This is a genomic window from Actinoplanes sp. NPDC051470, assembly GCF_040682035.1.
Classification (GTDB): Bacteria; Actinomycetota; Actinomycetes; order Mycobacteriales; family Micromonosporaceae; genus Actinoplanes.
The window spans coordinates 24,660-41,884 of the sequence record NZ_JBFBAA010000038.1 but is presented as its reverse complement, the minus strand read 5'-3'; the positions used below and the strand labels follow the sequence as shown (position 1 = coordinate 41,884).

The 17,225-nt window shown below is 72.6% G+C and carries 18 protein-coding genes; 13 read left to right on the top strand and 5 right to left on the bottom strand.

The window, feature by feature from the left end:
- Nucleotides 1-130: 130 nt before the first annotated feature.
- Together AB0M54_RS41330 and AB0M54_RS41325 are read left to right on the top strand one after the other, a co-directional pair.
- On the top strand, nucleotides 131-1,984 hold the full coding sequence (locus AB0M54_RS41330; RefSeq protein ID WP_364477649.1) for a serine/threonine-protein kinase: 1,854 nt from the start codon (nucleotides 131-133) through the stop codon (nucleotides 1,982-1,984).
- On the top strand, nucleotides 1,981-3,579 hold the full coding sequence (locus AB0M54_RS41325; RefSeq protein ID WP_364477646.1) for a VWA domain-containing protein: 1,599 nt from the start codon (nucleotides 1,981-1,983) through the stop codon (nucleotides 3,577-3,579). The genes AB0M54_RS41330 and AB0M54_RS41325 overlap by 4 nt, the downstream gene beginning before the upstream one ends.
- A 6-nt stretch (nucleotides 3,580-3,585) precedes the next feature.
- On the opposite strand, the gene AB0M54_RS41320 is transcribed toward AB0M54_RS41325, so the two are convergent.
- Nucleotides 3,586-4,473 carry a pyridoxal-phosphate dependent enzyme gene (locus AB0M54_RS41320; RefSeq protein ID WP_364316785.1) on the bottom strand — a complete coding sequence of 296 codons (888 nt, stop codon included), beginning with the start codon at nucleotides 4,471-4,473 and terminating at the stop codon, nucleotides 3,586-3,588.
- Nucleotides 4,474-4,489: 16 nt separating this feature from the next.
- The gene (locus AB0M54_RS41315; RefSeq protein ID WP_364477643.1) at nucleotides 4,490-5,407 is read right to left on the bottom strand and encodes a DUF389 domain-containing protein; all 918 of its coding nucleotides are present in this window, start codon (nucleotides 5,405-5,407) and stop codon (nucleotides 4,490-4,492) included.
- On the opposite strand from AB0M54_RS41315, the gene AB0M54_RS41310 reads away from it, so the two are divergent.
- Nucleotides 5,324-6,565 (top strand): MFS transporter, encoded by a 1,242-nt coding sequence (locus tag AB0M54_RS41310; RefSeq protein WP_364477640.1) that lies wholly within the window; start codon nucleotides 5,324-5,326, stop codon nucleotides 6,563-6,565. The two genes, AB0M54_RS41315 and AB0M54_RS41310, sit on opposite strands and share 84 nt — an antisense overlap.
- On the opposite strand, the gene AB0M54_RS41305 is transcribed toward AB0M54_RS41310, so the two are convergent.
- The 3 genes from AB0M54_RS41305 to AB0M54_RS41295 are packed head-to-tail and all read right to left on the bottom strand — an operon-like array spanning nucleotide 6,562 to nucleotide 8,500.
- Complete coding sequence (locus AB0M54_RS41305; protein WP_364477637.1) at nucleotides 6,562-7,668, bottom strand: XdhC family protein; 1,107 nt, start codon at nucleotides 7,666-7,668, stop codon at nucleotides 6,562-6,564. The genes AB0M54_RS41310 and AB0M54_RS41305 overlap by 4 nt on opposite strands.
- Nucleotides 7,661-8,212 (bottom strand): nucleotidyltransferase family protein, encoded by a 552-nt coding sequence (locus AB0M54_RS41300; protein WP_364316795.1) that lies wholly within the window; start codon nucleotides 8,210-8,212, stop codon nucleotides 7,661-7,663. The genes AB0M54_RS41305 and AB0M54_RS41300 overlap by 8 nt, the downstream gene beginning before the upstream one ends.
- A gap of 24 nt (nucleotides 8,213-8,236) precedes the next feature.
- Nucleotides 8,237-8,500: a hypothetical protein gene (locus AB0M54_RS41295; protein ID WP_364477634.1), complete on the bottom strand. Its 264-nt coding sequence runs from the start codon at nucleotides 8,498-8,500 to the stop codon at nucleotides 8,237-8,239.
- Nucleotides 8,501-8,869: 369 nt separating this feature from the next.
- Here AB0M54_RS41295 and AB0M54_RS41290 point away from each other — a divergent pair, with 369 nt between their 5' ends.
- The 10 genes from AB0M54_RS41290 (at nucleotide 8,870) to AB0M54_RS41245 (ending at nucleotide 16,919) form a co-directional block, all read left to right on the top strand.
- Nucleotides 8,870-9,076, top strand: a complete 207-nt coding sequence (locus AB0M54_RS41290; RefSeq protein ID WP_364477632.1) for a hypothetical protein — start codon at nucleotides 8,870-8,872, stop codon at nucleotides 9,074-9,076.
- Between the two features lie 251 nt (nucleotides 9,077-9,327).
- Complete coding sequence (locus AB0M54_RS41285; RefSeq protein ID WP_364316804.1) at nucleotides 9,328-10,218, top strand: hypothetical protein; 891 nt, start codon at nucleotides 9,328-9,330, stop codon at nucleotides 10,216-10,218.
- A gap of 58 nt (nucleotides 10,219-10,276) precedes the next feature.
- The gene (locus AB0M54_RS41280; RefSeq protein WP_364477629.1) at nucleotides 10,277-10,705 is read left to right on the top strand and encodes an ABA4-like family protein; all 429 of its coding nucleotides are present in this window, start codon (nucleotides 10,277-10,279) and stop codon (nucleotides 10,703-10,705) included.
- A 19-nt stretch (nucleotides 10,706-10,724) separates the two neighbouring features.
- Nucleotides 10,725-11,891: a histidine kinase gene (locus AB0M54_RS41275; protein ID WP_364477626.1), complete on the top strand. Its 1,167-nt coding sequence runs from the start codon at nucleotides 10,725-10,727 to the stop codon at nucleotides 11,889-11,891.
- A complete protein-coding gene (locus AB0M54_RS41270) occupies nucleotides 11,888-12,514 on the top strand; it encodes a response regulator transcription factor (RefSeq protein ID WP_364316812.1) in 627 nt (208 codons plus the stop codon). The genes AB0M54_RS41275 and AB0M54_RS41270 overlap by 4 nt, the downstream gene beginning before the upstream one ends.
- 230 nt (nucleotides 12,515-12,744) lie before the next feature.
- Nucleotides 12,745-14,124, top strand: a complete 1,380-nt coding sequence (locus tag AB0M54_RS41265) for a S8 family serine peptidase (RefSeq protein WP_364316815.1) — start codon at nucleotides 12,745-12,747, stop codon at nucleotides 14,122-14,124.
- 77 nt (nucleotides 14,125-14,201) lie between these two features.
- Nucleotides 14,202-14,495: a hypothetical protein gene (locus tag AB0M54_RS41260; RefSeq protein ID WP_364316817.1), complete on the top strand. Its 294-nt coding sequence runs from the start codon at nucleotides 14,202-14,204 to the stop codon at nucleotides 14,493-14,495.
- 105 nt (nucleotides 14,496-14,600) lie between these two features.
- Complete coding sequence (locus tag AB0M54_RS41255; protein ID WP_364316820.1) at nucleotides 14,601-15,086, top strand: hypothetical protein; 486 nt, start codon at nucleotides 14,601-14,603, stop codon at nucleotides 15,084-15,086.
- Nucleotides 15,086-15,772 (top strand): hypothetical protein, encoded by a 687-nt coding sequence (locus AB0M54_RS41250; protein WP_364477623.1) that lies wholly within the window; start codon nucleotides 15,086-15,088, stop codon nucleotides 15,770-15,772. Before AB0M54_RS41255 ends, AB0M54_RS41250 begins: the two co-directional genes overlap by 1 nt.
- A gap of 598 nt (nucleotides 15,773-16,370) precedes the next feature.
- Nucleotides 16,371-16,919, top strand: coding sequence for a winged helix-turn-helix domain-containing protein (locus AB0M54_RS41245; RefSeq protein WP_364477620.1), 549 nt, complete (start codon nucleotides 16,371-16,373; stop codon nucleotides 16,917-16,919).
- Nucleotides 16,920-17,225: the final 306 nt, after the last annotated feature.

Here is a 17,225-nt window from a genome sequence, read left to right as displayed (position 1 = left end):
CACCTGGCGTCCACCTGCTCGGAAGCTGCTCTCAACGTTGTTCCGGCTTCATACCGTGAGCTGGGAGGACATGAGGTGGCTATGCGCGGATCGATCGGGCCCTACGAGCTCAAAACCATGATCGGCCGGGGTGGCATGGGCGAGGTGTGGGAGGCCGTCGACGCCCGCAACAACCGCCGGGTCGCCCTCAAGATCCTCACCGACGAGGCGTTACGGCAGGACGAGTTGCGGGCGCGGTTCCTGCTCGAGATGGAGGTGGCGTCGGAGATCGAGAACCCGTACGTGGTGCCGGTCTACGACTTCGGCATCGGGCCTCCGCCGTACATCGCTGCGGCACCGGGACGTGAAGCCGTCGAACATCCTGCTCCACGACGGTGTGGACGACGGCGTCGACCACGTCTACCTGACCGACTGGGGCATCGCGCAGCGGGTCGACACCAGCGACCCGGCGATCACCCGCGTCGGGCAGATGGTCGGCACCCCGCCGTACATCGCACCGGAGCGCCTGCTGGGCACCCAGGCCGACCACCGCGCCGACATCTACTCGCTCGCGGTGGTGCTCTACCAGGCGCTGTCCGGGCGGCTGCCGTTCGGTGCGGAGGGGCAGCCGTTCCCGCTCAAGGCGCACCTGTTCGACCCGCCGGCGCCGCTGCCGCCGACGGTGCCGCGGGCGCTGCGGGACGTGGTGATGAAAGGGCTGGCAAAGGAGCCGGACGACCGGCAGCAGGACGCGGCGAGTTTCGGGCGGGCGGCGTACGCGGCGTTGAACGCCGAGCCCAAGACACCGGCGCGGGCCAGGAAGCCCATCATGGGAGATCAAGATGAACCTGCTCCGTTTCCTTCTCGACGCCGCGACCCTGGTCCCGCCGGACCTGCGGTTGCTCGAACGATGAAGCCGCTCCGGGCGGTCGTCGGCACGATCGGCGCCGCCCTGCTGCTGGTCGTCGCGTTCGTGGTCGTGCGCAACGTGGTGACCGGCGGCGACGACGCCGGGTGCGCCGGCGACCCGCGCGCGGTGCGTGGCATCGTCGGCTCGGAGAAGGAGGCGTACCTGCGGGACGCCCGGGTCGCCGAGATCTTCCGGTGCGCCGGGTACGACCTGCGGATCGACGCGCGGGGCTCGCGCGAGATGATCAGCAGCCTCCGGCCGGGCAACGACTACGACTTCGCGCTGCCGTCGAGCACGCCCACCGCCCGCACGATCATGACCACGCTGAAGATCGACAAGTCGTACCGGCCGTTCTCGTCGGTGATGGTGGTGGCCACCTTCACGGAGACCGTGGACGTGTTGCGGGCCAACGGGATCGCGCGGCGCGTCAACGGCACGGACACGGTCAGCGTGGCCAAGCTCGTCGAGCTCGGGCGCAAGGGCACCCGCTGGCGCGACCTGAAGGGCAACACCGGCTCGCCGAACGGCAACGTCGTGCTGATGCGCACCACCGACCCGGCCGACTCGAACTCGGCGATCATGTTCGTGTCGATCGTGTCGTCGGTGCTCAACGGGGACAAGCCGGTCGCCGACGACGGCGCGCTGGCCAAGGTCATGCCCGAGCTGTGCCGGCTGATCTCGTACCAGGGCCAGAAGCCCAGCACCAGCGAGGTGCTCTTCGACGAGTACCTCACCGACGGGCCCAACCGGACGCCGATGGCCCTGATCTACGAGTCCCAGTACTACGACGAGGCCTCGTCGTCGCAGGTCCCGGAGGACGGCCGGCACGTGCTGCTGTTCCCGAACCCCACCGTCTACGCCTGGCACACCCTGGTGCCGATCACCGAACCGGGCGACGCCGTCGGCCGGATGCTGCGGGACGACAAGGAACTCCAGGACATCGCGGTCCGCTACGGCTTCCGCCCGGAGGGGCGCTCGCTGCCGGACCGCCCGGCCCCGCCGGTCGTCGTCGAGCCGCCCGAATACCCCCTCCTCGAGAAGATGATCGACCGGCTCGGCCCCTTCGACCAGCAGAACGGGAAGTGCGCGCAATGATCCGTCGCGTCCTGGCCGGGGTGGCCACGGCCGCCCTCCTCACCGCCTGCACCTCGGCCCCGCCGGAGAAGAAGCCGCCCGCTCCGCCCGCGGAAAAAGTCACCCTGCGCGTGCTGGCCGGCAGCGAACTGGCCGATCTGAAGCCGATCCTCGACGCGGCCGCGAAGGCCACCGGCGTGACCGTGAAGATGGACTTCACCGGCAGCCTGGAGGGCGCCGAGACGGTCGCCACCGGCCGGGCCGACGGCAAGTACGACGCCGTCTGGTTCTCGGCCAACCGCTACCTCGAGACCATTCCCGAGGCGAAGAAGCGGCTCGGCGCCGCCACCCGGATCATGGGCTCACCGGTGGTGCTCGGTCTGCGCGCCTCCACGGCCGAGCGGCTGGGCTGGACCGGTAAGCCAGTGACCTGGAAGGACATCGCCGCGGCGGCCGAGGCCGGCCGGTTCACGTTCGCGATGACCGATCCGGCCGACTCCAACACCGGCTTCTCCGCCCTGGTCGCGGTGGCCGCGGCGCTGGACGGCAGCGGCCGGGCGCTGGACGCGGCCGCCATCAACAAGGTCGCCGCCCCGCTCACCGGCTTCTTCAAGGCCCAGAAGATGACGGCCGGCTCGTCCGGCTGGCTCACCGACGCGTACGTCAAGCGGATGTCCGGCCCCGAGCCGATCGACGGCCTGATCAACTACGAGGCGTCGCTGATCGCGCTCAACAACACGAACCGGCTGAACGAGCCGCTCACCCTGATCTACCCGTCCGACGGCGTGGTCAGCGCCGACTATCCGCTCACCGTGCTCGCCGGCGCGCCGGCCGGGATCCGCGACGCCCACCAGCGGCTGACCGACTATCTGCGGACCGAGCAGGTGCAGAAGCAGATCGGTACGGAGACCGCGCGCCGCCCCGCGGTGGCCGGTGTGCCCCGCCCGGCCGGCCTGCCCGAGTCGCCGGTCGAGCTGAACTTCCCGGAGACCCGGGCGTCGATCGACGCGCTGCTGAGCGCCTACCTCGACAAGCTGCGGCGGCCGTCCCGCACGGTCTACGTGCTCGACCTCTCCGGCTCGATGGGCAAGAACGGGCGGATCACCCAGCTCAAGGCGGCCCTGACCGGCCTGACCGGTGTCAACCGGACGCTCACCGGGTCGTACTGCCGGTTCCGCAGCCGGGAGGAGGTGGTCATCCTGCCGTTCAGCGACAAGCCGGGCCGGCCACAGACGTACACCATCGACGCGCGGAACCCGCAGCCGTCCCGCGATCGGCTGCGCGGTGAGATCGAGAAGCTTCAGGTACGCGGCAACACCGCCGTGTACGACTCGGTGATCGCCGCGTACGGAGCGCTGGACGCGGCCGCCGACCAGGACCGCTTCACCAGCATCGTGGTGATGACCGACGGCGAGAGCAACCGGGGTCGTGATCTGGCCGCGTTCAAGAGGTTCATCGCCCCGAACGACGGCGCGGCGGCGGTGTTCCCGATCCTCTTCGGCGAGGCGCAGGAGGCGCAGATGCGCGAGCTCGGCACGCTGACCGGCGGCGAGACCTGGGACGCCCGCGGCGGCGACCTGACCAAGGCGTTCTGCCAGATCCGCGGCTACCAGTAGAGCGCGTCAGAGTTCGGGGTGGCCGAACAGCGCCGGCAGGCCGCCGGTGTGCATGAAGACGACGCGGCCGGTGCGGGTCAGGCCGTCGCCCCGGCCCATGGCGATCAGGCCGGCCAGGGCCCGGCCGGTGTAGGTCGGGTCGAGGAAGAGCCCCTCGGTGCGGGCGGCCAGCTTGATCGCGTCGCGGACCGGTTCGGTGAACGCGGCGTACCCCCGGCCGATCTGACGCTGGTCGATGGTGAGCGAGGACGGCGGCACCGGGAGCAGGGCGCCGACCGTGGCGTGCGGGTCGGCCACGGCGCCGACGTCGACCCCGTACACCCGCTCGGGGCCGAGCTCGCGCACCAGGCCGGCCATCGTCCCGCCCGAGCCCACCGCGACCACGACCCGGTCGAACTCGGGAACCTGCCCGACCAGTTCCTTGGCGCAGTCCACATAGGCCTGGACCGACGCCGCCGACGTGCCGCCGAACGGGATCAGGTGGGCGCCGTCGTGCCGGGCCGCCTCGGCCTGGGCCACCTGGGTGGGCGACTCGTCGCCGGCCCAGACCACCTCGGCGCCGGCCAGCGAGTCGAGGATCAGGTTGCCGGCCAGGGAAGCCGGCGGGTGCCCGGCGAGCACGAGGACGCAGCGCAGCCCGAGCCGCGCGGCGGCGGCCGCGGTCGACCGGCAGTGGTTGCTCTGCGGCGCGCCGGTGGTGATCAGCGTGTGGGCCCCGGCGGCGAACGCCTCGGCGCAGGTGTATTCCAGCTTGCGGACCTTGTTGCCACCGCCGCCCAGACCGACCAGATCGTCACGTTTCACCCACAGTTCGCGCAGGCCCAGCGCGGCGGCCAGCCGAGGGGCGCGTTCCACCGGTGTCGGCCAGGCGCCCAGGGCCAAGGGGGTGACCATGATCGAAGATTACCGGTTAGGCCCGCCGCCACGCGAGCCTCTGGACGAGCAGCGTCAGCACGCCCGCGGCCACGATCGCGGTGATGTTGATGAGCAGTTGCAGGGCCGAACCGGCCGCCTCGTCGGTGACGCCGTAGGCCAGGGCGACCGCCGCGTTGGCCGCGGCCGGGACCGTGGTCACCGAGATCAGCACCCCGACCAGGGTGCCCGCCTTGGCCGAGGTCAGCGAGAGCATGCCGGCCACCCCGGCCAGGAACCCGACCACCCAGCTCAGCGCGTCCGGCTGCCAGATGAAGCTGGTCAGTGGCCGCTCGTCGAGCAGCATCGCCTTGCTGACCAGGCCGGCCGCGTTGAGCAACCAGGTGGTCAGGACGGTCACCACGACACCCACCGCGAAGCCGGCGACCAGCGAGGTCACCGCGCGGCGGACCAGCCCCGGCCGTCGCCGCACCAGGCCGACGCAGAGCGCGGCCACCGGCCCGAACTCGGGGCCCACCACCATCGCCCCGACGATCAGGATCGGCTGGTCCAGCAGCACGCCGATGCCCGCGATCACGGTGGCCACGACCATGAAGGCCAGGTACGCGGCGGACAGTCGCGTCTCCTCGCCGGTGGTGTGCTCGATCTCGTCCCACACCACGGCGTCCACCCCGAAGCCGGGCGCCCGCCGCTCGGCCCGGTCGGCCGACGCGGACATCACCGCGTCGACGCGCTCCATCATGATCGAGCCGTCCTTCTCCAGGCCCAGCTCCCGGAGCTCGTCGAGCACCTCGCTGGCGCCCTCGCGGGCCACGTCGCAGGTGATCAGGTCGCCGGCCGGATCGCGGGCCACGCCGGGGAAGGCGACCACATGGGTGACCGCGGCGCTCGCGGTCAGCACCCGCTCGACCCGTTCGGTCCGATCGGTCGGCGTGATGATCCGCAGGTGCAACATCGCGCTATTCCATCACGGTGGGGCGGGTATGAAGATCGCGTGCCGTTTCTCGCGCTGTTCGCCGCCGTCCTCCTGCTCGGCATCGCCGACTCGATGGTCAACTCGTACCTCGTCCTGTTCGGCGCCGACGTGGTGGGCCTGACGCCGTTCCAGATCGGCGTGTGGTCGTCGGTGTTCGCCGTCAGCGGGATCACCATCGGCTGGTGGCTGGGCCGGCTGTTCGACCGCCGGCCCGCGCGGGCGTACGCGATCGTCGTGATCCTCCTGGGTTCGGCCGGATATCTCGTGCTGCCCCGGGTCGCCGGCTTCCTGGTGCTGCTCCTGATGGCGGCCACGGTGCTCGGGGTGATGGGCGCGGCCTTCCCGCAGTTGTTCACGCTGGCCCGCGCCGTGCTCGGGGAGGGCGCCGCCGGGCAGCGCTCGGCCCCGCTGCTGCGCTCGGCCTGGTCCCTGGCCTGGGCGGTCGGGCCGTTGCTGGGCGCGCTCGTGCTGTCCAAGGGCGGCTACTCGTGGCTGATGTGGACCGCGGCCGGGTTGTTCCTCGCGTCCGCGCTGACCGTCCTCGTGGTGCCGCGGCCCGGGCCGGTCGTGGAGGTGAGCTCGTCCCCGGGCCAGACCCCGGTCCTGCTCACCGCGGGCGTCGTCCTGTTCTTCACCGCGGTCTTCGGCGGCGGTCTGGCCCTGCCGCTGTTCGTCACCCGCGCCCTGCACGAGCCGCCGGCGTCGGTCGGCGTGCTGTTCAGCGTCTGCGCCGCGGTCGAGGTCGCGGCCACCCTGGCGCTGGCCGCCCTGCCCGCCCGGGTGAACCAGCGGGCCCTGATGCTCGGCGGCTTCGCCTCCCTGGTCGGCTACAACGCCCTGACCGTGGTGTCGTCCGGCCTGGTCATGCTGGTGATCGGCCAGGCCTTACGCGGCGTGGCGATCGCGGTCGTGGCCGGGGCCGGCATCCGGTACTTCCAGGACCTGCTCGCCCCGGCGACCGGCCGGGCCACCACCCTGTTCGCCAACGCGGCCACGGCCGGGATCCTGGTCTCGGGCATCCTCACCGGGCTGGCGGTCGAGCAGGTCGGCTATCGCACGACGTTCCTGCTCGCCGGCGTGGCGGCCGCGGTGGGCGGGGCCGCCTTCGCCCTCGGGTCCCGGCGCCGCACGCTCTAGGTGTCGGCGTGGATCGGGCCGTCGGTGGCGGTCAGGCGGTGGCCCGATCCGCTCCAGCGCATCGCGACGATCTCGGCGGCCACGCTGACCGCGGTCTCCTCGGGGGTGCGGGCGCCCAGGTCGAGGCCGATCGGGGAGGAGAGGCGGGCCAGCTCGGGCGGCTCGACGCCGGCCTCGCGGAGGCGTTTGAGGCGGTCGTCGTGCGTACGCCGGGAACCCATCGCCCCCACGTAGCCGAGCGGCAGACGCAAGGCGACCTCGAGCACGGGTACGTCGAACTTCGGGTCGTGGGTGAGCACGCAGACCACCGTGCGCTCGTCGATGTGCCCGGCCTCGGCCTCGCCCGCCAGGTAGCGGTGGGGCCAGTCGACCACGACCTCGTCGGCGGTGGGGAAGCGGCGCTTGGTGGCGAACACCGGCCGGGCGTCGCAGACGGTCACCCGGTAGCCGAGGAACGAGCCGATCCCGGCCACCGCGGCGGCGTGGTCGGTCGCCCCGAAGACCAGCATCCGGGCCGGCGGGGCGAACGCGCTGACCAGCAGCGTGGTGCCGGCGCCGCGGCGCTGACCGTCGGGGCCGTAGTGGAGCAGGCCGGTCCGGCCGGCGGCCAGCAACCCGCGGCCGTCGTCGGTGGCGGCGTCGTCGAGGCGGTCGGGGCCGAACGTGCCGGTCCGCTCGTCGGGGGTGATCAGCAGGTGCTTGGCGATCGGGCCGGCCACCCCGGTGACCAGCGCGACCGGGCGGTCGGCGGCGACCGCGGCGGCCAGCTCGGGCAGCTCGGGGAAGGTGTGCCGGTCGACCTTCTCGACCAGCAGCTCGATGATGCCGCCGCAGGTCAGGCCGACCTCGAACGCGTCGTCGTCGGAGATGCCGAAACGGACGGGCCGCGCCTCGCCGCTCTCGGCGACCTCGCGGCACAGCTCGTACACCGCGCCCTCGACGCAGCCGCCGGAGACACTGCCCGACACCGTGCCGTCCGGACCGACCAGCATCGCGGCGCCGGGCTGGCGTGGCGCGCTCTTCCAGGTCGCGGTGACGGTGGCGAGACCGACCGCCTCGCCCGCGTGCCACCAGCGCAGCAGATCGTCCAGGACATCACGCATGGCCCACACCCTGAGGAACATCGAGGTCGAAGTCGTCGGCGACATCGGAGACGTCGACCACCCGCACGTCGCGGGAACGGAGATAGTCACGGGCGCCGCGGTCGCCCACGGCGGCGGCGGAGGCGCCGGCCCAATGGTCGCGGCCGAGCAGCACGGGGTGGCCGCGCCGATCGCCGTAACCTCCCATGACCAGGGCGTCCGGCGCCGCGAAGGCGGCCAGGCGGTCGACCGCCGCGCGCGTGACGCCGGGCATGTCGACCAGCGTCACCACGGCGGCGCCGGCCTCGGGCACGGCGGCCAGCCCGGCCTGGAGCGACGAGCCCATGCCCGTCTCCCAGCGCGGGTTGTCGACATAGGTCAGCTCCGGAGCGACATTCCGGACGTCGGGGGCGGAGGCGCCGATCACGACGATCACGCGGGAGAGACCCGACAGCGCCACGGCGGCGTGGCGGACCAGCAGCTTGCCGTCGTACGCCACCAGCGCTTTGGGCATGCCGTAGCGCCGGCCGGCTCCGGCCGCCAGGACGACCCCGGCGATCTCCACACGATCGAGCCTATCCCCGATCGGTCAGCGGAACACCAACCCGCGGACCGCGGCCAGCGGCAGGGCGCTGCGCGGCCGGAACGGGACCCGCCACAGCCCGCCGTGCGCCGCGGCGTAGGCCTCGTCGGCCGGATGCGGTTTGCGCAGGCCGTGCACGAGCAGGATCGCCATCAGCTTGCTGGCCGTGGCCGGCTCGAAGATCTCCACGTCGAAGATGTGCGCGCCGGCGTAGGCCGCGGCGAGCAGCCGGTTGCTGGTCACCGATCGGGTCCGGGTGGACGGCGCCACCCCCGAACGACACCGGCGTGCCCTCCGACCGGGCCAGCGCCGAGCGCCACCGCAGGATGCGCTTGGCCAGCGCGTAGTTCGGGCCCTGGATCGGGAAGAGGCCGTCGCAGATCGGCGGGGAGCCGGCCGGATAGTTGGGGCTCAGGCCGCGGCCGGCCAGGAGGACGTTGCCGATCCGGGCGCGCGCCGACCGCCGCTGCCACCGGGCCCGGCTCTCGGCCATCGCGTCGGCCGGCACCGCGAAGGAGTCGGTCGGGGTGGCCAGGCCGGCCAGGGTGATGTCGTCGCGCCGCTGCCGCAGGTGTTCGCCCAGGGCGTCGACGGCCACGGCCAGTCGTGGGTACACCGCGCCGGGGGAGATCCACGCCGATGACCGTGCCGCCCCAGCCCAGCCAGGCCGGCAGCGGACCCATCTCGGCGCCCGCGCCCAGCACGACCAGGGTCCGGCCGGCGAGGTCGAGCCAGTCCGGGTTGGCGACCACCTCACGCACGGCGGCGGCGCAGGACGGCTCGATGATCCCGGCGGACACCCAGGCGTCGAGCCGCCGGTCCAGCGCCTCGCCCCGCAGCAGCTGACCGCGGTAGGGGAGGGTCACCTCGCGCTCGGCGGCCGCGGCGGCGGCCGGGTCGGCCGCACGCAGGGCATCGGCGACCACCGCCCGGCCGAAAGCCAGACTGCTGCGCCTGCCGTCGGCGTCGACCGGGTAATCGATGGGCATGCGCTCAGTATCGCCTCCTACCCAGGTCTGAGCCCGGCTCCTCCCGGCGGTCGCGAGTCGGGCCGCTGGGCGGGCGATTCCAGCGACGTTCGTCGACAGAGTCAGGGCATGGAAATCAAGACCTGGCACCGCCCCCTGATGGTCCTGGTGGCGGCCATGGCGCTGCTCACCGTCGGCACGGCGGTCGCGATCCTCGTCGACGACCGGGTGCTGCTCGGCGCGCCGGCCTGGATGAAGCCGTTCAAGTTCTCCGTCTCGATCCTGCTCTACTCGCTCACCCTGGCCTGGGTGCTCTCGCTGCTGCCGCGGCGCAGCCGGGTCGTCGAGTGGTCGGCGTTCGTCATCGTGCTGGCGCTGGTCGCCGAGATGGTGGTCATCGCCGGTCAGACCGTCCGGGGTACGACGAGCCACTACAACGAGTCGACACCGCTCAACGCGACACTCTGGGACATCATGAGCATCGCGATCATGGTGCTGTTCCTGGCCCACATCGTGATCTCGATCGCGGTGCTGCGGGCCCGCATCCCGAACCGGGTGGCCCGCACCGGGGTCGCGCTCGGCCTCGGCATCTCGGTGATCGGCCTGCTCGCGGCCACCCCGATGGTGGCCGCCCGGGACGTCGGGGCGCACACCGTCGGCGCTCTCGACGGCGGACCGGGCCTGCCCGTGGTCGGCTGGAGCACGGTCGCCGGCGACCTGCGGATCGGCCACTTCATCGGGCTGCACGGCCTGCAGGCGCTGCCGCTGCTGGCCTGGGCCCTGACCCGCTTCGCGGCGCGGATGTCCGACCGCACCAAGGTCCGGCTGCTGCTCGTGGCCGGCGCCGGCTACGCCGGGGTCACCGTCCTGACGACCTGGCAGGCGCTGCGTGGCCAGTCGCTGATCCACCCGGACGCGCTGACCCTGGCCGCGTTCGGCATCCTGGCCGGTGTGGTGCTCGGCGGCGCTGGACTGATCGTCCGCAACGACCGTCGGGAAGAGTTGGAGTTGGCGGCATGACCGAGCGAAGCGAGCGACAAGATCGCGTTCTTGTTCCTTCTCGGTTGGGCGGCACAGCATGACGGGGTTTCTGTTCTCGATCACGTTTCTGGTGGCGGCGCCGTTCTGGGCCCTGATGATCCTGCTGCCGCACTGGTCCTGGACCAGGCGCATCGCCGGCTCGCCGTGGATCGTGCTGCCGCCGCTGCTGATCTACGGCGCGCTGGTGGCCGGCGCGTTCACCGAGGTGCTCCCGGCGGTCGCTCAGCCCACCCTCGGCGGGGTACGCGATCTGCTCGGCACCGCGGACGGCGCGGCGGCGGGGTGGGCGCACTTCATCGCCTTCGACCTGTTCGTCGGGCGGTGGGCGTACCTGGATTCTCGCGAGCGTGAGATCCCCGCCCTGCTGATGGCCCCGATTTTGCTCCTGACCATCCTGCTCGGCCCGCTCGGCCTGCTGGTGTACCTGCTGGTCCGCACCCGGTTCGCCGTCAAGACAGCACCGTAGGCTGACCGGCGTGAGCTGGATGAGCAGGTTGTTCGACGCGCGGGACACCCTCGTGCGCCTGATCCTGCTCGACCTCAGCGGGCTCAGCTACCTGATCTTCGGCGGTGGTCACGGCGGCACGCCGGTCGCGGGCACCACCCAGTGGGTGCTGGCCGGGGCGGCGTTCGCCGGAACCCTGCTGCTGCACCGGCGCCCGCTGGTCAGCCTGGTGGTGCAGGCGGCCCTGCTGGCCGCGGCGTTCGCCCTGGTCGACGACGCGACGATCAACATCGTCGGGGCGAGCTGGATGCTCTTCGAGGTCACCATGTGGGCCGGCCGGCTGCGTACGGTCGGCTGGTGTGTCGCGCTGGTCGCCGCGGTCCACGTCAGCGACACCATCACCGACCCGATCGGCCAGCTGCGGTCCAACCTCTTCGGCCTGACCGCGGTGATCGGCCTGCCGCTGCTGGCCGGCATGGTCGTGCGGACCACCCGCGAGCTGGGCCGGCAGGCCGCCGAACGGGTGGTCCAGGAGCAGCGCCGGCACGAGTCGGAGAGCCGGGCCGCGCGGGCCGACGAGCGCAACGCCATCGCCCGCGAGCTGCACGACGTGGTGGCCCATCACGTGGCGTCGATGGTGCTGCGCGTCGGCGTGGCCCGGCACGTGCTGCCCGGCCTCGACCCCAAGGCGGCCGAGGTCTTCGACGACGTGCACCGCAGCGGGACCACGGCCCTGGCCGATCTGCGCCGGCTGGTCGGGGTGTTGCGCGACCCCGATGGCGTACGCGGGGACGCCGCGCTGACCGCCATCGACCCGTCCGCCCTGCCCGCCGCGCTCGACGGCGCCGTGGAGACCGCGCGCCGAGGCGGCCTCGTGGTCGACGCCGAGGTCTCCGGCCCGCTCGCCGCGCTCGACGCGGTGCGCGGGCTGGCCGTGCTCAGACTGACCCAGGAGGCGTTGACCAACGTGGCCAAGCACGCGGGGACGACCGCGCACGCCCGCCTGATCGTGGCGGTGACCGCCGACCGGGTCGAGTGGGAGGTGTCCGACGACGGCGGCCCCGGCGTGACCGAGCCGGCGCCGCCGGGCGGCGGGCACGGGATCATCGGGATGCGGGAGCGGGTCGAGGTGCTCGGCGGCGAGCTCGAGGCCGGACCGTACGGCAACGGGTGGCGGGTGCGGACCGCGCTGCCGGGCGCCGCGTGATCCGGGTCCTGCTGGTCGACGATCAGCAGATGATCCGGGCCGGGTTGCGGATGCTCTGCGAGGCCCAGCCCGACCTCGAGGTGGTCGGTGAGGCCGGCGACGGACGGGAAGCGGTCACGCTGGCCGCCCGGCTCACCCCCGACGTGGTGGTGATGGACCTGCGGATGCCGGGGGTGGACGGGATCACCGCGACCGGGCGGATCCTGGCCGGGCGGCCGGCCACCCGGGTGCTGGTGCTGACCACGTTCTCCGACGACGACCACCTCTATCCGGCGCTGACCGCGGGCGCGACCGGCTTCCTGCTCAAGGACGCGCCGCCGGCCGAGCTGCTGGACGGCATCCGGCGGGCGGCGGCGGGGGACAGCCCGTTCAGCAACGAGGTGTTGCAGCGGCTGGTGCAGCGGGCGGTGGCCGCGCGTTCCGGCACGCCCGGCCCGGTCACCGGGCTCACCGACCGGGAGCAGGACGTGCTCGACCTGATCGGGGAGGGACTGTCCAACACGGAGATCGCCGACCGGCTGCACATCGGCGTGACGACCGTGAAGACGCATGTCACGTCGCTGATGGCCAAGACCGCGGCGCCCAACCGGGTGCGCCTGGCGCTGCTGGCGAGGGGTCTGTAGGCGCAGCGAAAGGCCGGGAACCCGTGGCGGCGGATCCCCGGCCTTGTCCGTAAACGGTAACGCCCTGGAGACCGCGTAGCCCAGCCATGGCCACCACCCGAGTCGCCGGCCCGTCGCCGGATGGCGTCAAACTAGGAGCTTTCTGTTACGTATTCATGACCGTCGGTTACGCAACTGCTTCGCACCCCTCACACTCCCGATTCGCACCCGGGGGTGCCGACTGTGAACGCGTGACTCGTACCCCCTGGGCCGTGCTGGCCCTTCTCCCCGGTCTCCTGGTCGCCCCCGTCCCCGCGTCGGCGGCTTCGACAACCCACGAGGGCGTCGTGATCGGCGCCGATTCGCCCGGCGCGGTCCCCGGCCGCTACATCGTGACGCCGGCCGTCTCGGCCGACTCGCTCGGCGCCCCGGCGAGCTACACCGCGTCGATGACGGCCACCGAGGCGCGCCGGCTCGCGGCGTCGCCGGACGTGCGTACCGTCGAACAGGACCGCGTCGTCCGCGCCTTCGCCACCCAGGCCAACCCCACCTGGGGTCTCGACCGCATCGACCAGCGGAGGCGGACGCCCGCCTCGAAGACCTACACCGCCTCGGCCGACGGCGCCGGCGTGTACGCCTACGTGATCGACACCGGCGTGAACATCACGCACAGCCAGTTCCGCGGCCGCGCCACCTACGGCTACGACTTCATCGGCAACGACGCGGTCGCCGCCGACTGCGCCGGCCACGGCACGCATGTCGCCGGCATCATCGGCGGCTCCACCTACGGCGTGGCCAAGAAGGTCCGGATCGTCTCCGTCCGCGTCCTCAACTGCCAGGGCATCGGCTACCTGTCGCAGATCATCGCCGGCGTCAACTGGGTCACCGCGCACGCCCGCAAGCCCGCCGTCGCCAACATGAGCCTCGGCGCGGACGGTGTCTCGCCGTCGCTGAACTCGGCCGTCGCCCGCTCCATCGCCAGCGGCATCACGTACGCGGTGGCGGCCGGCAACGACAACCGCAACGCGGCCGGTTACAGCCCCGCGTCCGTACCCACCGCCCTCACCGTCGGCGCCACCACCAGCGGCGACCGGCGCGCGTCGTTCTCCAACTGGGGCTCGCGCGTCGACCTGTTCGCGCCGGGCGACACCATCCGATCGGCCTGGGTCGGCGGCAACTCGGCCTCGGCCGTCCTGAGCGGCACCTCGATGGCGGCTCCGTTCGTGGCCGGCGCCGCGGCCCTCGTCCTGGACGCGCACCCCGCCTACAAGCCCGCCTCGGTCACCTCGGTGCTGCTCCACAACGTCACCACCCGCGCGATCGCCGACGTCAAGGGCTCGCCCAACCGCCTCCTGTTCGTGCCCCGCCCGCCGGCGCCTGCGGCGATCAAGACCGTCAACCTTCCCGCGGGTACGGTCGGAAAGGCCTACGCCGGCCGCATCGAGCTGACGGCGGCGCGCACCGGCAGCTGGAAGATCAGCGCCGGCTCGCTCCCCTCCGGGATGCGCCTGTCGTCGATCGGCCGCATCGTGGGCACCCCGCGGGCCGCCGGGACGTACCGGGTGAGGTTCGCGTTCACCGACTACGTGCCGCAGACCAGCGTGCGGACGTTGGTCCTCACGGTTCACTGAAGTTTCGCCGGGGCCGGCCGATGGCCCCAGGCCGTACGGGCCGGCCCCCGGCTCTGGAGAGAAGGAACCCGTCCACCATGACGTCCATCACCAGCATCAGTGCCGCCTCGGCGGCCGCGGCGTACCGGGTCGAGCCGGCGCCACCCGCCCGCCGCGACCTCGCGCCCCCGACTCCCGACCCGGGCACGCGTAGCGGTGTGCCTGATCCCGATCGGCTCGACCGGGTGAGCTCGCTGCTCGACCTGCCTGTCGCGGAGGTGGCCGCGCAGTCGCCGGCCGAACTGGTCACCATGTTGCAGAATCGGGGGCTCGACGTGGGGGAGCTCCGCAATGTGATGTCCAGCGGAGATCTGCTGGACGTACGCGTCTGATCCTGTTCCTTCTTCTGGAGGGGAAGCCGGCTCTCGGCTTCCCCTCCTTTCTGTTTGTCGCCCCCGGATTGACAGTAACCCCCGGGGTGACACATGCTGTCCCTCGTGAGCAGTCAACCCCGGGGTGACATCGGCTGGGACGTGGTCCTGGCCCATCGGTCGCCCGACATCCGAGAACAGGTTCGGGAACGCTTCGAGTCGTCCGGCGTCACGGCCGCCCAGGTGTGGGCCGTGCTGGCCGACGGGGGCGACAAGCTGTTCGCCGCCGTCGCCTCCGCTCCTGCTCTTGCTCCCGCTTCCGCTTCCGCTGCCGCTGCTTCCGCCGCTTCCGCTTCCGCCTCCGACGTCGCCTGGGCCGAGCCGTTTGGTGGGCCCCTCGCGGTCGCGTTGCTGGCGGCCGAGGTCGGCGCCGTGACCGCCCACCTGACCTCGCGCAGCTCGGCCATCCGCGCCGCCGCGGTGGGCGCGCTGCTGGACGAGTACAGCGCCGTGACCGTCGCCCGCCGCCTGGGCGTGTCCCGGCAGAAGGTCTACGACATCGCCCGCCCCGGCACCGGCACCTACATCCCGCGAACCCCTTGGAGCTCCTGATGAACGCCGCCGACGAGATCCGCGAGGACGTCACCCTGCCCGACCCCGCCGTCCAGCCGCTGGTGCATCCGCTCGACCTGCCCGAGGCCCGGCCCCTCTACCGCAACGCGCGGCTGTTCGCCGCCTTCACCGGCTTCCCCGTCGCCGCCCTGGTCGCGGCGATCATCGCCTACCTGACCCGCCACGTGATGCCGCCGCTGGTGGTGGTCCTGTCGCTGACCATCCTCGGCGCGCTGTCCGAACGCTGGTACACCGCACGCGCGTGGGACTACATCCCCCGCAAGCGGCAGGACCGCGACCGCCCGCCGCCGAAAGCCTGGGAGATCGGCTCGTCCGCGGTCCTGGCCCTGGTCCTGGGCGTCGCGCTGCTGCTGGTCGTCGTCCGCCTGGACGACCCCGACGTGACCCTCCCGATCCGGTCGTTCACCTTCGGCGGGTGCGCGGTCGTGGCCTTCTTCGTGGTCGTCGACGTCCTGGCCGGCCTGCTCCGGCGCTCGGCGCGGCGGCGGGCGCTGGCCGGCCTGGCCGGAATGCTCGTCGTGGTCGCGGCCACGATCCTGGCCTGGACCCGGTGGTTCACCGGCGACGCCGACACCGTGCAGGTCTTCTGGGGCGCCGCCACCTTGACCGGCGTAGCCGTCGTCGCGGGCGCGATCAAGCTGTGGGGCCGCCGCCGCGCCGCCTGACCCGTGCCCTTCCTGGCCTTCCCTCCTCGCCGCGCGTGGCCGTCATCGGCCGCGCGCGGCTTCACATCTGTTGCGCGGTGCCCGAAGTCACACTATTCCCATATGGTGGACATGCTTTGACGGGCGGTTGGGGGACTGGTGACGATGGGTTCATGCAGCGGCGTGAGCGACTCACCACGCGCATTGCCATCGACCTCCTGCGGTGCGCAAGCGCCCGGTGTCCGCGCTGCCTCTGACCCGCCCAGGGTCCTTTCGCGATCTCCGCGCCCGCGCACAGAAGCGCCGCAATCCCTATCCCGCATATGGGAAATATATCTAAAGCCACCGCCGCACAACGGCGGCCCGCGCGCTCCCCCATCCGACCACCCCGGAGGACCAGATGTCCGCACCCGCCGTAGCCGACTTCACCACCACCGAAGCCCGCCCCGCGCGTCCCCACCGACGCCCCCGCCTGCGCGCGGTCCCCGACCCTTCCCATGCCGCCTCCGAGCCCAATGCTCCCGAGCCCACCGCCTCCGCGTTGTCGTCCGGTGTTCCAGCTCGTGCCGTTCCTGTGCCCGTTCCCGGCGTTCCCGTTCCCGCAGTGACCTTCAGCGGCGTGGCGCAGCCGGCCGTGGCCACAGTCACCGGCCGCAACCTCCCCACCGCGGCGCCCACCGCCAGTTCGTCGATGACCGCCGCCGCAGACCCGGCAGCCGCGAACCCAGGCCCGTTGACGGTGACGATCAGCATCGACGGAGGCGAGGGCGAGAACCGCGAACGCGTCCTGACCGCCCTCCGCGAACTCCTGGCCGTGGCCGGCCCCGCCGCCGACGTAGCCCTCCGGGCCCCCACCGAGATCCCCACCGGCGAGCCCGGCGTGATCAGCCTCGACCCGGCCCCCCGAGCGGCCTTCCGCGACGGCAAACTCCTCGACCTGAGCCGCCTCGAGTACGACCTGCTCCTCTTCTTCGCCGAACACCCCCGCCAGGTCTTCACCCGAGCCCAGCTCCTGTCCCGGGTCTGGGGCCACGTCCACACCGGCGTCCGCACGGTCGACGTCCACATCAGCCGCCTGCGCACCAAACTCGACGACCCCGAACTGATCACCACCGTCTACGGCGTCGGCTACCGCCTGGCCGACTCCGCCCCCGTCCGCGTCGTCTGACCCCCCTCGGGTGTGCGCCCGCGGCGACCCCGCCGTGGCGCGCGTGCCTGCGTCCCTGCCGTGGCGCGTGCCCGCGGCCGTGCCGTGGCGAGCGTCCCTGCCGTGGCGTGCGTCCCGCGGTGGCGTGCTTCCCCGTTGGCCCCGCGGTGGCGTGCGTCCCCGCCGTGCGCACCCTGCGTTCGGCCGACGTCCACCCGCCGGCCCCACACCGCAGAAACAGCTGCTCGCGGTCAGGATCGTGTCGCCCGTCCCGCAGCCCTTGTCGTGGCACGCTCTGCGTTCGGCGGGTTTCGCGCGTTGGGTTCG